At 72.0% G+C, this 16,500-nt stretch carries 7 protein-coding genes; all 7 read right to left on the minus strand.

The annotated features are described in order from the left end of the window. Window positions 1-7 precede the first annotated feature (7 nt). The 7 genes from ABH928_RS24965 to ABH928_RS24995 are packed head-to-tail and all read right to left on the minus strand — an operon-like array spanning window position 8 to window position 16,456. Window positions 8-985, minus strand: a complete 978-nt coding sequence (locus ABH928_RS24965) for an alpha-ketoacid dehydrogenase subunit beta (protein WP_370070227.1) — start codon at window positions 983-985, stop codon at window positions 8-10. Next, window positions 982-2,073: a pyruvate dehydrogenase (acetyl-transferring) E1 component subunit alpha gene (pdhA, locus tag ABH928_RS24970; RefSeq protein ID WP_370070229.1), complete on the minus strand. Its 1,092-nt coding sequence runs from the start codon at window positions 2,071-2,073 to the stop codon at window positions 982-984. Before pdhA ends, ABH928_RS24965 begins: the two co-directional genes overlap by 4 nt. Beyond that, entirely contained in the window at window positions 2,073-3,560 is a 1,488-nt protein-coding gene (locus tag ABH928_RS24975) for a condensation domain-containing protein (RefSeq protein WP_370070231.1), read from the minus strand. The genes pdhA and ABH928_RS24975 overlap by 1 nt, the downstream gene beginning before the upstream one ends. Further along, window positions 3,557-5,746: an alpha/beta fold hydrolase gene (locus tag ABH928_RS24980; protein WP_370070233.1), complete on the minus strand. Its 2,190-nt coding sequence runs from the start codon at window positions 5,744-5,746 to the stop codon at window positions 3,557-3,559. The genes ABH928_RS24975 and ABH928_RS24980 overlap by 4 nt, the downstream gene beginning before the upstream one ends. An 18-nt stretch (window positions 5,747-5,764) precedes the next feature. Beyond that, window positions 5,765-11,779 carry a MupA/Atu3671 family FMN-dependent luciferase-like monooxygenase gene (locus tag ABH928_RS24985; protein ID WP_370070235.1) on the minus strand — a complete coding sequence of 2,005 codons (6,015 nt, stop codon included), beginning with the start codon at window positions 11,777-11,779 and terminating at the stop codon, window positions 5,765-5,767. Next, complete coding sequence (locus tag ABH928_RS24990; protein ID WP_370070237.1) at window positions 11,769-15,050, minus strand: type I polyketide synthase; 3,282 nt, start codon at window positions 15,048-15,050, stop codon at window positions 11,769-11,771. Before ABH928_RS24990 ends, ABH928_RS24985 begins: the two co-directional genes overlap by 11 nt. Further along, window positions 15,047-16,456: an MFS transporter gene (locus tag ABH928_RS24995; protein ID WP_370070239.1), complete on the minus strand. Its 1,410-nt coding sequence runs from the start codon at window positions 16,454-16,456 to the stop codon at window positions 15,047-15,049. The genes ABH928_RS24990 and ABH928_RS24995 overlap by 4 nt, the downstream gene beginning before the upstream one ends. Between the last annotated feature and the right edge of the window lie 44 nt (window positions 16,457-16,500).

Consider the following 16,500-nt stretch of genomic DNA (forward strand, 5'->3'; position numbering starts at 1 on the left):
CCCGGCCTCACCGGATGCCCAGCGTCGCGACGGCGTCCAGGACGCGGTCCACGTTCGGCAGATGGTGACGCTCCCACCGCGGCGGCGGATAGGGGATGTCCAGGCCGGTGACCCGGCGCACCGGCGCCGCGAGCCGCGCGAAGCAACGTTCGCCGATCAGCGCCGCGAGCTCGGCGCCGAAGCCGCCGAAGCCCGCCGCCTCGTGCACCACGACCGCGCGGCCGATGCGCGACACGACATCGCAGATCGTCTCCTCGTCCAGGGGCACCAGGGTGCGCAGGTCGAGGACGGCGAGATCCCAGCCCTCCGTGCGGGCCGCCGCGGCTGCCTCGAGGGCGATCGGAACGGCCGGGCCGTACGCGATCAGGACCGCGTCGGCGCCCTCGCGCCGCAGCACCGCGGTTCCGATCGGCGCGACCGTCTCCTTGGCCGGATCGGTCTCGGCTCGCACGTGGTAGAGCCGCTTCGGCTCGAAGAAGAGCACCGGGTCCGGTGATGCGATGGCAGCGCGGAGCATGCCGTAGGCGTCGCCGGCGGTCGCCGGGGTGAAGACGTGCAGCCCCGGGGTGTGTACCGCATAGGCCTCGGAGGAGTCGGAGTGGTGTTCGACCGCTCCGATACCGCCGCCGTAGGGGATGCGGACGACGACTGGCAGGCGCATCCGGCCGCGCGTGCGATTGCCCATCCGGGCCAGGTGGCTGACGACCTGTTCGAAGGCCGGGTAGGCGAAGGCGTCGAACTGGAGCTCGACGACCGGCCGCAGCCCGTACATCGCCATGCCGATCGCGGCACCGAGGATGCCGGCCTCCGCGAGCGGCGTGTCGAAGCAGCGCTCCGCGCCGAATTCGGCGCGCAGGCCGTCGGTGACCCGGAACACCCCGCCGAGCCGTCCGACGTCCTCGCCGAACACCACGACGCGTTCGTCGGCGGCCATGGCGTCGCGCAGCGCCGAGTTGACGGCGCCTGCCAGAGTCGAGCCGGTCATCGGCGGGCCCCCTCGGCGGCTGCCTCGGCGGCCGCATGCTCGGCGTCCATCTGGGCGCGCAGGTACGCGGCCTGCGCGCGCAGGCGCTGCGTGGGCTCGGCGTAGACGTGCTCGAACAGGTCGGCCGGGTCGAACACCGGCTCCTGCTCGAGCCGTGCCCGCAGGTCGTCGGCGAGCGCCTCGGCGTCGGCCTCGGCGGCCTTCTCCACGATCTCGGTGAGCGTGCCGCGCTCGCGCAGGAACGCGCCGAAACGGGCGAGCGGGTCGCGCGCCGCCCAGAGCCGCTCCTCCTCGGGATCCCGGTAACGCGACGGGTCGTCAGCTGTGGTGTGCGGACCCATCCGATAGGTGACCGCCTCGATCAACGCCGGTCCTGCCCCGGCCCGCGCCGCGGCGAGCGCCTCGCCGACCGCGTGGCGGACCATCAGCACGTCGTTGCCGTCGATCCGACGTCCTGGCATGCCGTATCCGTCGGCCTTGGCGGCCAGCGACGCGGCCCGCGTCTGCTCCCGGAAGGGCACCGAGATCGCGTACTGGTTGTTCTGCACCAGGAACACGACGGGGGCCTGGTAGACGGCGGCGAAGTTGAGCGCCTCGTGGAAGTCGCCCTCGCTGCTCGCGCCGTCGCCGCAGAATGCCAGCACGGCGAGCCTGTCGCCGCGACTGCGCGCCGCCATCGCCAGCCCCACGGCGTGCGGGAGCTGCGTCGCGAGCGGGGTGCAGGGCGGGGCCGTGCGGTGCTCGTACGGGTCGTGGCCGCAGTGCCGGTCGCCGCGCTGCGGCGTCAGCACCTCCACGGGGTCGATGCCGCGCACGACCATGGCCATCGAGTCGCGGTACGTGGGGAAGAACCAGTCCTCAGGTTCGAGCGCGAGTACGGCGCCGACCTGGCAGGCCTCCTGCCCGAGGGCGGAGGGGTAGACCACGAGTCTGCCCTGCCGCGCGAGTACCCCCGCCTGCATGTCGAAACGCCGTGCCAGGACGAGTGCGTGATGGGTCTCGACGAGGGTTTCGGGGTCGAGCAGATCGGCCGGGATCGCGCCGATCTGCGTTCCGTCCGCGTCGAGAAACATCTCGGGCGCGCTCATCACTCCGCCTCCCCGGCCGTGCGTCGTTCGAGCAGTTCGACGTATCCGGCGCACCAGCCGGCCAGGGTCCCGGCGTCGAACATGTCGGACTGGTAGGGGATGAAGCCGTGCCAGCCCCCGTCCTCGGGCTCGAGGATGAACGAGAACTCCGACTTCGCCCCGCCGGTCGGGACCAGGGTGAGGGTCACGTCGAGGTCGCCGAGCGCCGGGTCCATCGGCGGGGTGTTCAACACGACGAAGGGCACCTGCGGGAAGACTCCGATGCCGTCCTTGCCGGCCTCCTGCAGCATCTCGTTGAGCATGCCGAAGGGCACGAACCGGTCGACGTTCTCGAACAGCGAGGCCCCGACGCGCCGCACCAGGGCCTCGAAGGGCTCCGCGTCGTCCAGCACGATCCGGATGGCGACGTTGTCCACGAAGAAGCCGACGACGTCTTCGTATTCGCTCCGCGGCCGGTTGGCGTAGTTGACCGGCACCGTCAGATCGCCCTGGCCGGTCAGGCCGCCGAGCCACTGCAGGAAGGCCGCGAACAGCACGGCGAACTCGGTCGCGCCCGCCCTGTCGGCGAAGGCCCGCACCTGATCGGCGAGCCGTGCGGGGACGAGGAACTCGTGCAGTCCGCCGCGGCCACTGAGCACGGGGGGCCTCGGCCGGTCGGCGGGCAGCCGGTAGGTCAGCGGCGCGTCCGAGAGGAGGTCGGTCCACCACTCGCGCAGCGCGGTGAGGCGCGGGCCTTGATAGCGCTCGGATTCCCAGCGCGCGAAGCCGAGCAGGTCGGCCCGCGTGGGATCGAGCACGCCGCCGCGGTACAGCTCGTTCAGGTCGCGCAGCATCGTCGAGTTCGACCAGGCGTCGGAGACGGTGTGCTGCACGAGGATCAGCAGGTCCCAACACCCGGGACCGATCTCGGCGAGCGCTGCGCGCAGCAGCGGCCCCTCACCGAGCGGGAAGGCCACCCGGGCCCCCTCGCGCCGCCAGGCGTCGACCGCGGCGTCCCTCTCCTCGGGAGCCACATCGGTGAGATCCGTGACCGGCAACGGGATCCGGTCCGTCGGCAGCACCTCCTGGACCAGGTGCCCGCCGCGCCGGACGAGGCGGGTGCGCAGGCCGGCGTGCCGCGCCGTGAGCAGCGTCAGCGCGCGTCGCAGGGCCGGAACATCGAGGGCGCCGGTGATGGACAGGGCCATGGCTATGTTGAAGCTCGCCGGCTCCGTTGTCGCCTCCAGCCGACCGATCGACCTGCGCTGGCCCCAGGCCACCGGCCCCGAGGCCTCCACCGGCCCGCCCTCGGCGACCAGCGCGGTCAGTGCCGCCTTGTGCCGTGCCATCTGCCCGAGCAGCGCGTCGTCCATGACGCCGACCGGGGCGTCGTAGCCGAGCCCCGCCGCGGTCACGGACATCCGCACATCGGCCAGCCGCAGCCGGCCGAGCAACTCGGCGGCCTCGGCCCACTGTTCGGCCTGTTCGGCCTGTTGGGCGCCGGTCACCGGACCTCCTCCTCGGTCATCAGGCGTTCGAGCAGCTCGGTGTAGCGGGCGCACAGGCCGACGACCGTCCCCTCGTCGAACATGTCCGCCGAGTACGGCACCATCACGCGCCAACCGCCGTCCTCGGGTTCGAAGATGAGGCACATCTCGCCGGGCGCGCCGCCGGGCGGCACGTGCGTCACGGCGACGTCGAGGTCGCCGAACGAAACCCGCAGCGGCGGCGTGTTGAGCACGGCCGTCACCACCTGCGGGAAGGTCCCGACCCCCGGATTGCCGACCGAGCGCAGCTCCTCACCCAGCATGTCGAGCGGCAGGAAGTGGTCGGCGTTCTCGAACAGGGCCGCACCGACGCGGCGCACGAGATCGCCCAAGGGCTCCCCCTCGCGCGTCCGGACGCGGATCGGCACGTTGCTGATGAACAGGCCGACGACTTCCTCGAACTCGCGGCGCGGCCGGTTGACGTAGTTGGTGGGCACCGTCAGGTCGCGCTGCCCGGTGAGCTCGCCGAGCCAGAGCATGAACACCGCGAAGAACACCGCGAACTCCGTGGCGCGGGTGCGGAGAGCGAACGCGTGCACCGACTCGGCGAGCGGGGCGGGAACGAGGAAGTCGTGGAAGCCACCGCGTCCGCTCAGTGCCTTCGGCCGCGGCCGGTCCGAGGGGAGGTCGAAGGTGAGCGGGGCGTCGCCGAGCAGACGGAGCCAGTACTCCTGCAGCGCCTGGAGATTCGGCCCGCTCAGGCGGTTCTCCTCCCAGCGGGCGAAGTCGATGACGTCCGCCGTGAGCGGGGCAAGGCTCGCGCCGCCGTCCTGGTAGAACGCGGAGAGGTCTTCCAGGATGGTCGCGTGCGACCATCCGTCGGAGACCGTGTGCTGGATGACGATCATCAGCTCCCAGGCCCGCGGGCCGGCACAGGCCAGACTCGCGCGGAAGAGCGGTTCCCGGCCGAGGCGGAAGGGCGTGCGGGCGGCGGCCAGGCACCATTCTTCGAGGCTCGTGCGCAGCCGGTCCCCTTCGAGCCCGGCGAAGTCCGTCACGGCGAGCGTCAGCGGGGCGGGTGCGAGGTGCTCCTGGACGAGGTGCCCGCCGTAGCGCGCGAAACGCGTGCGCAGCGCGCCGTGCCGGGCCGTGAGCGCGGTGAGCGCCCGCTCCAGGCGCGGCACGTCGAGGGCACCGGACACGGAGAGCCGGAACGCGACGTTGAGCGCGGACGGCGCCTGGGTCGTCTCGGCTCGCAGGACCGCGCGGCGCTGACCCTTCGTCAGCGGCCCGCTGCGCACGACCGGGCCGCCGGCCTCGACGAGGGCGGCGAGCTCGTCGCGGTGCTCGGCCATGAGCGACGCGAGGGCGTCGTCCACCGCGCCGGCGGGCGCGTCGAATTCGAGTCCGGACGGGCCCGGGGTCAGCCGCACATCGGCCAGCCGCAGCCGACCGAGCAGCTCGGCCGCTTCCGGGCGCACGGCGGGCGCGCGGAAGGCGTCCAGCGAGCGCGCCACGAACTCGCCGATCTCCTTGATCCGGTCGTCGAAGAAGTGCCCCGCGCCGTCGAGCGCGAGCACGTCGAGCGGTCCACCGGCGGCCGCGCGCCAGCCGTCCGCCGCCGCCGCTGCCGGTGCGATCGGGTCCTCGGTGCCGAGGATGACCGAGATCGGGCAGGCCAGTCGGCGCGGCGCCACGACGGCGGCGTGCTCCTCGTAGAGCCGGTAGTCGTCCCGGACCAGCCCGGCGTAGAACTCGGTCAGCTCGCGGTCGTGCAGGATCTCGACCGGCAGGCCGCCGAACGCGGCGAGGGCGCCGAGGAACGCCGCATCCGGGAAGGAGTGCAGCATCGGACCCGGCCGCCGGTAGCCGGGCGGCCGGCACGCCGCCGCGAACAGCAGGACCGGGCTCTGGCATCCCCGCTCGGCGAGCCGGTGGGCCACCTCGTAGGCGAGCAGGGCGCCCATGCTGTGCCCGTACAGGGCGTAGTCGTCGCCGACGCAGCGCTCGGCGACGATCCGGGCCAGGTCGTCCGCCGCGGCGGCGAACGACTCCGGCCCCTTCTCGCGCAGCCGAGTGCCACGTCCGGCGACGTCGAGCGGGACGAGCTCGACGTCCTCGCCGAGGATCTGGCCGCCGAGGAACTGCGGCCAGGACTTGAAGACCCGCGAGGTGCCCCCGGCGTGGGGCAGGCAGAACAGGCGCATGGAGTGTCGGTCCTCCCGTTACAGCGTGCCGCGGACGCGGGACGGCTCGGGAGCATCGCCGACCGGCCCCGCGGTGTTCCGCTCGAGCCCGGCGACCATGGCCTCGATGGTCGGCTCCTTGTAGAAATCCATCATCGAGTAGTCGCAGTCGAACTCGTCACGGACCCGGTTGAGGAGGCGCATCGCGTTGATCGAGTGACCGCCGAGGTCGAAGAAGGAACCGCCGGCCTCCTCGCCGACCGGTTGCCCGAGCTCTGCGGACCACAGGGCACGCACACGCTCGACGATCCGATCCGCCGAGGCGGCGTCAGGCGCGGGCGCGGGCACCGGCTCCCGCTCAGGCCCCGGTGCCGAGGCCGGCTCGGGGGCGGGCTGCTGCCCGGGCTCCGGCAGGGCGGACCTGTCGATCTTCCCGTTCGGGTTCAGCGGCAGCGACCCGAGCACGACCCAGCGCGTCGGCACCAGGTAGGCCGGGAGTTGCCCGGTGAGCTGCTCGCGTACCCGTCTTATGACATCGGCGGACTGTGTCGTCGGAGACTTCGGAACGACGTACCCCGCGAGATAGGCGTCGCCCTGGTGGTCGCGGCGCGCGGTGACATAGGCGTCCGCGACCTCCTCCAGCGCGATCAGCGCGTGCGTGGCCTCGCCCGGCTCGACCCGGTAGCCACGGATCTTGGCCTGGTCGTCGGCACGGCCGCGGAAGTCGAGGCGGCCGTCGGGGCGCAGCCGGACCAGGTCGCCGGTGCGGTACAGCCGGCCCCATTCGGTGGTCACGAACCGCTCCGCGGTCAGCTCGGGTCGGCCCAGGTAGCCCTGCGCGACCCCGGGGCCGCCGATGTGGAGCTCCCCCTCCGCGCCCGGGGCGACGCGGCGGCCGTGCTCGTCCAGGACGTGCAGCGCGGTGTTGTCGATCGCCCGGCCGAGTGCGATCGGCCCGGCCTCCGCGCTCGCGTCGGCGACCGTCTCTGTCGTCACCAGGACCGTGGTCTCGGTGGGCCCGTAGACGTTGAGGACCTCGTACGGCAGGCCGGCCCGAGGCCGACGTCGCATCTCCTCGCCACCGAGCAGCAGATGACGCAACGACGCCGGCTGCAGCTCGTCGCCCAGCGTCAGCAGTTCCGCACCCAGCTGTGTGGGCACGATCGAGACCGAGATCTCCTTGTCCCCCAGCCACTTCGCCAGCGAGCGGGTGTCCAGCCGGTCGGCCTCGTCGGCGACGACGACCGTGCCGCCCGCGGTCAGGGCGGGCCAGACCTCGAGCACGGAGGCGTCGAAACTCTGGCCGCACACCATCGCCGCACGCGAGTCCTCGCCGAAGCCGAAGCGCGTGCGGTGCCAGCCACAGAGGTTGACCACGCCCGCGTGGGTGGCGACCACGCCCTTCGGTCGACCGGTCGAGCCCGAGGTGTAGATGACATAGCACGCGTCGTCCGCGCTGCCCGGGGCCGGCGCGATCGGCGCGGCCCGCAGCGCCTCGGCGATTTCGAGTACGGCTATCCCGGGCGCGCCCACGGCGTCCGTTGCGGAGTCGGACAGCACCACCCGCGCCCCGCTCTCGGCGAGCACCACGTCGACCCGCTGCCGCCCGAGCGCCGGGTCGAGCGGCAGGTAGGCCGCGCCCCGCCCGAGCACCGCGAGCATCGCCGCGATCAGATCCGCCGAACGCGGCAGCCACAGCGCGACGACGTCGCCTGCGCCGACGCCGCGCGCGGCGAGCGCCCCGGCGATCCGGTCGGCGCGCCCGACGAGCTCGCCGTAGCTGACAGCGCCCTGGGACGACTCGACCGCGACGGCATCCGGACGGCGCACGGCCTGCTCGTCGACCAGCCGGCGCACGGTCGTGCGCGGGACCTCGACGTCGCGGCCGTGCAAGGCCGCCAACTCGGACAGCCGCAGGCCAGGATCGACCGAGCCGGCGCGCAGGATCGAGCGCCACACCGCAAGGAAGCCCTCGACCGTCGCGGCGTCGAAGAGGTCCGTGTTGTACTCGAGCTGGCACAGGACGCCGTTGGTGCCGTTGGTCATGTTCACCGTGAGGTCAGTGACGGCGCGGCTGGTCGCGAACTCCAGCACCGAGGCCTCGATCCCCGGCAGGTCCAGGTCGAAGACCTGCTCGTTCTCGAACTCGACGATCACCTGGAAGACCGGCGTGCGGTCGGTGCGGCGCGGCAGCGCAAGTGCGTGCACGATCCGCTCGAAGGGCGTGTCCGAGCGGTCGTACGCGTCCAGCACGACACCGCGCACCCGCCCGAGCAGCTCGGCGAAGGTCGGGTCGCCGGACAGATCGATGCGCAGGGCAAGGAGGTTGAGCAGGAAGCCGACCAGATCCTCGGTGCCCTCGGGGCGTACCGAGGCCGGCGTACCGAGCACCACCTCGTCCCCGCCCGCGCCGACCTGCCGCACCATGGCGGCGAACGCGGCGAGCAACGGCGTGAAGAGGGTGACGCCGTGCGCGCGGCTCAGGTCCTTGAGAGCGGCGGTGAGTTCGAGGTCGAAGGTGGTGAACACGGCGCGGCCGCGGGACGTCATCACCTCAGGCCGGGGCCGGTCCGCGGGCAGCTGCGGTTCGGGCAGCCGATCGCCCAGCTGCCGCACCCACCAGTCGAGGTCCGCGCGCGCGAGGTCCGAGTCACCCGACTCGGCCTGTCCGCGGGCGAAGTCCGCGTAGCTCGCGGTCAGTTCGGGCAGGTCCGCGGGACGGCCCTCGATCGCGGCACGGTAGAGCGCCGAGACGTCGCGGCACATGATGATGGTGGACAGGGCGTCGATGACGATGTGGTGCATCGACCAGACCATCACGTGCGCGTCCGGGGCCAGACGGATCAGCCGCGCGACGAACAGCGGCCCCTCGGCCAGGTCGAACTGACGGCGGCCCTCCTCGTCGAGCGCCTCGCGGGCCACCGTCTCCTCGTCGGCGCCGGATCGGTCGACGAAGGCGAAGTCGAGCTCGGCCGCGGGCCGCACGATCTGGCACAGCTCGCCGTCGATCTCGCGGAAGACCGTGCGCAGGCTGGCGTGCCGCTCGATCAGGCCACCGAGCGCGGCGCGCAGGGCGTCGACGTCCACGGCGCCGTGCAACCGGATCGCCTTGGCCTCGTTGTGCACCGAGCGCCCGGCCAGGAGCTGCTCCGAGAACCACATGCGCTGCTGGCCGGCGGAGGCCGGGGCGACGACGGGCTCCGGCGCGGTACGCACGGCGACACGCGGGGCGATCCGCGGGGCGGCCGTCGGCGTCACGGATCCGGTCTCCGGCTGCTGCGCGGCCCTGCGCAGGGCGTCGAGTTCCTCCATGCTCGCGGCCGCGCCGCGGGCCGGGACGCCGAAGTCGACGAGGGCGGCGATCTCGTCCACGCCGGCCTCCTGCAGCCGCCGCACCAACGGGGTGCAGGACTCGACGGTCCCGATCAACGAGCGCTGGTCGCAGTACCGGTCGTACGCGCGCTCGAAGACGAAGTCGAGGTCGTCCTCGGTCATCTGGTCGAGGTCGACGTTGAAACCGAGGCTGTTGGCGACGTCCCCGAACATCGACAGGGAGGAGCGCAGGTATCGGCTGAGCGGCGTGAAGGCCTCGCGTCGCGCCGGGGCGAGCTCCCGGCCGAGGTAGGTGTGCAGGAGCAGTACGACGCGCCCGCCGTCCGGGTCGAGCCCTGCGGCGGCGCGCTCCTTGCGGTAGAGGTCGATGTTGTCCGCCAGCTGCTCGGGCGTCTGGCTCATCAGGTTCGTGATGATCCCGAGGTTGTTCCGTGCCGCGCGCCGGTAGGACACCGGGTTGCCGACGACGGCCGCGAACATCGGCGGCTCGGCCTGGACCGGCTTCGGGAACAGCTGCACGGTGGTCGTGCGACCGCTGCCGCACGCACGCTCCACCTGCTCGCCGCGCCACAACCGACGTACCTCGTCGAGCTGTTCGTACATGAGATCGCGATGACTGCCGAAGCGCTCGGGGTGGAAGACGAAGTCGTCGGGCCGCCAGCCGGGCGCGAATCCGAGCCCGGCCCGTCCCCCGGAGAGCGCGTCGACCATCGCCCACTCCTCGGCGACGCGGATCGGGTCGTGCAGCGGGAGCACCACGGATCCCGCGTGCAGCCGGATCTGCGAGGTCTCCCGGGCGAGCGCGGCGGCGAGCACCGAGGGGTTCGGGGATATGCCGCCGAAGGAGTGGAAGTGGCGTTCGGGCAGCCACAGCGCGTGGAAACCGTGCCTATCGGCGAAGCGCGCGGTGTCGACGACGAGGTCGTAGCGCTCCTCCTCCGGGGTCTCGCGCGGGTAGTCGCCGAAGAAGTAGACGCTGAAGTCGAGGGCCTGGCCCTGCGCGGGATCGGGCGCGGCGGTCGGGCGCTCGGTGACGGCCACGGACGCCGCGCCGACGGAGGGCGCGCCGGCCGAGGGCGCGCCGACCGAGGGCGCGCCGGCCGAGGGCGCGCCGGCCGTGGGCGCGTCCAACGCCTTGGCCGAGAGCGTGTGCGGCGCCATGGCCGAGGGCGTGTGCGGCGCCTTGGCCGAGGGGAAGAAGCCGTCCGAACGAAGCTCGCGCATCGAGGTCTTGACGGCGTTCGTCACGAATTCGAGGTCCGCGTCGGAGTGCGCGGTCGAGAGGAAGAAGTTGCGCCACTCCCAGACCAGCACGCCCTTGAGCAGGAGGTGGGGGTACAGGAGTTCCATGTCGGCGAGGTGTTCGAACCGGAACATGGAGCCGAAGTGGTTGATGCGGAGCGGGAACTCCTCATCGGTGAAGAACCGGTTGAGCTCGCCGACGAACGCGTCGGTGCGCGCGTTGAGCCGCTGCTGCAGCCCGGGCCCCTCGGCGAGCAGGTGGGTCAGCACGGCGTTCGCCGCCACCATCGAGACCGGGTGCTGGATGTAGGTACCGCCGAAGAACGTGGTGTCGCGCGGTGGGTAGCTGGAGTCGCCGTAGCGCCAGAATCCGCCGTCGATGCCGTCCATGATGTCGGCGCGGCCCGCGATGGCGCCGATCGGGAATCCGCCGCCGAGCGCCTTGCCGTAGGTGGCCAGGTCGGCGGTCACGCCGTAGAACTCCTGGGCGCCGCCAGGGCACGGGCGCAGGCCGGTGAGCATCTCGTCGAAGACCAGGACGATTCCGTGCCGCGTCGTCAGCGCCCGCAGCTCGCGGACGAACTCGCCCGGCTGGAAGGCGGGCTTGCGGCTCTGGACGGGCTCGACCAGCACGGCGGCGAGCTGCGGCCCGAGCTCGTCGATGACCCGCAGGCTCTCGGGCGAGCCGTAGTCGAGCACGATGAGGTCGGCCACCGCCGAGCCCGGGATGCCTGAGGAGACCGGCACCGTCTGGCGGCCGTCCGGGGCCGGCACCGAGCGGCCCAGGACGTTGTCTGCGTGGCCGTGGTAGGAACCGTGGAACATGACGATCTTCGTGCGTCCGGTGGCGTTGCGGGCGAGCCGGATCGCCGCACTGTTGGCCTCGGTGCCCGAGTTGGCGAAGGCGACCCGCTCCGTCCCGGTGATCTCGGCGAGCTTCAGGGCCGCTTCGCCGGTCTCGATGTTGCGCGGGCCGAGCTGCAGGCCGCGCGAGAGGTGCTCACGCACAGCCTCGGTGACGAAGGCGGGCTCGTGCCCGAAAAGCAGCGTGCCGAAGCCCATCGTGATGTCGACGTAGCTGTTGCCGTCGACGTCCTCGAGGCAGGAGCCGGCCGCGCGCCGACCCGCGATCGGGTACTGCATCTCCTTGGTCGCGCTGCGGAAACCGACGACCGCGCGGCTGTCGGCGAGCACGGAGCGGTAGCGCTGTGCCGCGTCCTTGGAGGACGGGGTCTTCGCGGTCAGGCTGCTGATGAGCCCGGCCACGTGCGCGCGCTGCGCCGCGTCGGCGGAACCGGCCATTCCGGACTCGCGCGCCACGCTGACCCGCGGGCCGTGCTCCTGCGGACGCGCCGAGCTCGCGGCCGGTGTGCCCGCGGCCGACGCGGGGGCTGGCGCCGCGCCCGTCACCTCGGCGAGCTGGGCGGAGATCTGCTTGCTCAGCGCGAGCATCCGCGCCGATGCGTCCTCAACGCTCACCGCGGCCTCCCGCAAGCTGAAGCGACACGAGCTGGGACAGCTGCTCCATCATCTGCAGCTGGACCTGCTGCAGCACCCTGACCTGCTCGGCGAGCGCCTCAAGACTCGGCGCCGCGGTCGGCGCCCCGGTCGGCGCCACTGCCGCCGGGCTTGCCGCGGTGGCCACCACCGTCGCGGGCGCGGGGATCGCCGGTGCCACCATCGCGGGCGCGGGGACCGCCGGTGCCGCCGATGGCGCGGGGACCGCCGGGGTGGCAGGCGTCGGAGCGGCAGCCGCCACCGGATCGGCCGCCTTCGCCGTGCCGCCGGAGCGCTTCGCGATCATCGCCGCGAGCAGCGCGGGCGAGCCGGCCTCCTCGAAAACCTCGCGCAGTCCCACCCGGACCGAGTACTCCTTCTCCAACTCGCGCACCATGCTGATCATCTGGAGCGAGTCGGCACCGAACTCGACGAACGCGACGCCCGGCTCGACCGCGGCGGGCTCGCAGCCGAAGTGGCGGACCGTCAGGTCGACGATCCGACCGAGCACCTGCTGCTCGTAAGTGGTGGCCGCACTGGTGCTGCTCATGCTGTTCCCTTCGGGCTGGGTGCCGGGCCGTGGTTCGAAGACGGACGGGTCCGGCAGCGGTCCGGTCCAGTAGGTTCGCTGCTGATAGGGGTAGCGGGGCAGTGGCACGCGGCCGCCGCCGCGTCCCGCGGTGAGGGCGTTCCAGTCGATGTCGGCCCCGACGCAGTAGAGCGCGCTCAACGACTCGAGCAGCGTCTCCGTCTCGCGCCCGCGCCGCTGCGTGGGCAGCAGGAGCGCGGACTCCTCGGGCAGAGCGCGGCGGGCGAGGCCGGTGAGGGTCGTTCCTGGACCGATCTCGACGACGGCGCCGACGTCGGCGAGCCCGGCCAGGACCAGGTCGAAGCGCACGGGCCGGCGGGTCTGGCGGACGAGGTAGTCGGCGTCGGGGCGCCAACCGGGCTCGCACACCGCGCCGTCCGGGCCGGCGACGAATCGGATGTCGAGCTCTGCCATGCTCGCCTCGGCGGCCTGGGCGCGCCACGCCTCGAGCGTCGGATCGAGAAGCCGGGAGTGGAAGGCACGGTCCACCGCGAGCGGCGCGTAGTCGACACCCCCGGCATCCAACAGCTCGCGCAGCTTGCGCACCGCCGGGGCGGACCCGGCGAGCACGTGGTTCGCAAGGCCGTTGACGGCGGCGAGGTCGAGGTCCGGCACCGAGGCGAGCAGTTCGTCGACGTCCGCGCGCTCCGCGAAGACCGCGACCATGCCGGCCTCGACACTCGCGTCGCGCATCAGCCGCCCGCGCTCCACGGTCAGGCCCATGCCTTCGGCCACGGTGAGTGCACCCGCCGCATACAGCGCCGCGTATTCACCGACGCTGTGGCCCGCGACCACGCGCGGCCGGACGCCCAGCGACTCCCACAGTGCGCACTGGGCGACCTGGTAAGCGAACAGCGCGGGCTGCGCGAGCTCGGTCGGCCACACGTCCGTGCCGTCCGGCGGCGCGTCGCCGCCGGTTCCGAGCATCGCGGGCAGCAACGAGGCGCCGGTCAGCTCCTGGTGATACCGATCGCAGTCCTCGAGCGTCGCGCGCACGATCGGGAAGTGATCCCAAAGTGCGCGCGCCATACCGCGATAGGCACTGCCCTGGCCCGAGAACACGAAGGCGATGCCACCCTCCCCGAGGGGTGCAACACCCTGCAGCGGACCGTCGGCCTTCTCCAACTGGGCAGCCACCTCGCCGAGGTCGCGGCCCAGCGCGACCGTCCGGTGCGCGTAGTGCGGCCGCCCGGCCGCCGCGCTGAGCGTCACGTCCCCCGCCTGCGCTCCGGCGTCGGAGCGCAGATGACTGAGGTAGCTCTCGCGCAGCTCTCCGAGCGCCTGCGGCGACTTCGCGGACATCGGCACGGGCGTCAACGGCAGCGGTGGCACCGTGGCGGTCGGACGGCGGCGCTCGGGTGCCTCCTCCACGATCAGGTGCACATTGGTCCCGCCGACCCCGAGGGCGTTGATCCCCGCGCGGCGCGGGCCGTCCCCGGCGGGCCACGGCCGCGCCTGCGCCGGGATGTCGAACGGGCTGCTCGTCAACGGCAGCAAGGGATTCGGCGAACTGAAGTTCGCCATCGGCGGGATGGTCCTGTTCTTGAGCACGAGGATCGTCTTGATCAGGCTCGCCAGGCCCGCGCAGGCGTCCAGGTGGCCGAGGTTGGCCTTGGTGGAGCCGAGCGCGCAGTAGCCGACCCGGTCGGTGTCCTCGCGGAACGCCGTCGTCAGGCCCTCGAACTCGATCGGGTCGCCCTTGAACGTGCCCGTGCCGTGCGACTCGAGGTAGCCGATCGACTCCGCGGAGACCCCGGCGGACGCGAGTGCGCGGCGGATCGTCCGCCGCTGCCCCTCCGCACTCGGCGCACTGTAACCGGCCTTGGACGCGCCGTCGTTGCCGATGCCGCTGCCGAGCAGCACGGCGTGAATCGTGTCGCCGTCGGCCAGTGCGTCATCGAGACGCTTGAGGATGACGGCCGCGACGCCGTTGCCGCCGACCGTCCCGTCGGCCGCCGCGTCGAAAGCGCGGCAGACGCCGGTGCGCGAGAGGATGGAACCCCTGACGTGCCTGAAGCCGAGGACCTGCGGGACGTGCACGGCAGCAGCCCCGGCCACGGCAACGTCCGTGTCCCCCGCGAGCAGCGACTGGCTTGCGATGTGAACCCCGGTCAGCGCCGTCGAGCACGCGCTCTGCACACCCAGCGAGGGGCCGGTCAGATCGAGCGCGAACGAGGTTCGGGTGGCGATGAAGTCGGGGTGGTTGCCGTTCGTGACCAGCGATCCGGAGACCCAGTCGGGCCAGCCCTCCGGAATCAGGTTACTGACCAAGTACGTCCGGTGCCCGTACAGGTGATAGCCGTGGCCCGCGAAGACGCCGACCCGCACGCCGTCCGGGACCGCCGCGTAGCCCGCGTCCTCGAGGGCGTGGTAGGCGACTTGGAGGAACAGCCGCTGCTGCGGATCTGTGGCACGCGCCGTGTTTCCGCTCATGCCGAAGAAGCCGGCGTCGAACTCCGCGATCCCCGGAATCAACGCGCTCGCGCCGATGAAGTCGGCCTCGCGGTACTCCTCGGGAGGCACCCCGGCTGCGGCGAGTTGTTCGTCGGTGAAGCGCTGCACGCTGCATACGCCGTCGCGGATGTTGCGCCAGTAGGAGAGCTCGTCGTCAGCACCGGGGAAGCGGAAGGCCATGCCGACAACCGCAATGCGCCGGTCCGTCATCTTATGTCCCCGCCCACTGTCGCCGCATCGAGCTCCGCGGCCGCCTTTTCACTGCCGGACCTGCGCGCCTCGCGCCGCCTGGAGACGAGCACGTAGCTCAGGAACGCGACACCGCAGCCGATCGCGACACCATGGGAGACGCCGACCACCCACAGCGGGCTGTGATGGTCGAGCAACAGGGCGCTGATCACCATGCCGGAGCCGAAGCCGAGGTTCTCGGCCATCGACGAGAAGCCGAAGACATAGCCGCGGTCGTCGTCGCTCACGGTCTGCAGGCGCGACGCGTACGCGTTGTCGGTGAATCCGTCCGCGAGTCCGGCACACAGCGCGACGACGATGCCCACGACCAGGGGCGGGCCGGTGAAGGCGAGGATGAACGAGGCGGACATCAGGATCGTGCCGACGGAGAAGGCGTTCTCGCCGATCGAGCGCCCGCTCTTCTTCAGATACCGGACCAGGCCGCGCTGCATCAGGATGTTGCCGACGGCCCAGATCGCCCAGAAGCGGCTGACGAACTCCGCGGGATGCGCCGGATTGAGTGCCGTCGAGTACACCGGCAGGCCGACGTTGTGCGAAGCCGAGCCCAGGCCGTCCACCGCACGGATCGCGATCATCACGAGGAGTACGGGGGTGGCGCGCAGGATCCGCAGCCCGATCATCGGCGAGATCGACCCGCCGCCTGCGGACGGCGCCCGGGACTCGGACATGCGCAGCTTCAGCGGCAACCGGGCCATGTTCGCGGCGGAGACGACGAAGGTGGCCGCGTCGATCGCGAACGCCGCCCGGAAGCCGAAGGCGGTCACCACGATGCCGGCCGAGGCGAATCCCGCCACCATCGCCAGCGAGCGTCCCGAGGTCAGCAGCCCGTTGGCACGTACCCGCTGGTCCTGCCCGACGATCACCGGGACGCTGCTGCGCAGCGAGACACTCGAGAGCGTCCCGCCGACCCCGGCGACCACGGCCACCACGTAGAGCAGGGCGGGCCGAGCACCTGCCGGCACCGTGAGCAGTGCCGTCAGTGCGACGGCCTGCGACAGGTCGCCGAAGATCATCACGTACTTGCGATTGAAGTGGGAGACAATCGAGCCGGACACGAAGCCCATGCAGAATGCGACGGTCAGGCGCACGGCCATAATGAGGCCGGTCTGCGCGGCGCTCCCGGTGGTGCTCAGTGCATAGAGATTGAGCGCCACGAGATTCAAATAGCTACCGTAGGCGGATATGGCGTTGCCCGCCACCAGATAGCGGAAGTTCTTGAAGCCGGAGGTCATGGGAAACGGATCCCTGTCATATGTGTGCAGGCCGGGCTGACCTGAAAGCATGCGAGCTTGTGGCTCTATGACATTGATTCGATGAATGCACTCGGGTGGAACGGACGGCCCGGGTCGCGAGCCCGGGAACGTCACTCATGCGCCTCCCTGCGTACTCGACAGTGTGGCCGTCTTCGCGG

It is taken from the genome of Streptacidiphilus sp. MAP5-3 (assembly GCF_041262505.1).
GTDB lineage: Bacteria > Actinomycetota > Actinomycetes > Streptomycetales > Streptomycetaceae > Streptacidiphilus.

Bases quoted from the DNA above. Each gene is read 5' to 3' on its own strand.
- pdhA (WP_370070229.1), bottom strand. From the start codon at position 2,073: ATGAGCGCGCCCGAGATGTTTCTCGACGCGGACGGAACGCAGATCGGC.
- ABH928_RS24990 (WP_370070237.1), bottom strand. From the start codon at position 15,050: ATGACGGACCGGCGCATTGCGGTTGTCGGCATGGCCTTCCGCTTCCCC.
- ABH928_RS24965 (WP_370070227.1), bottom strand. From the start codon at position 985: ATGACCGGCTCGACTCTGGCAGGCGCCGTCAACTCGGCGCTGCGCGAC.
- ABH928_RS24980 (WP_370070233.1), bottom strand. From the start codon at position 5,746: ATGCGCCTGTTCTGCCTGCCCCACGCCGGGGGCACCTCGCGGGTCTTC.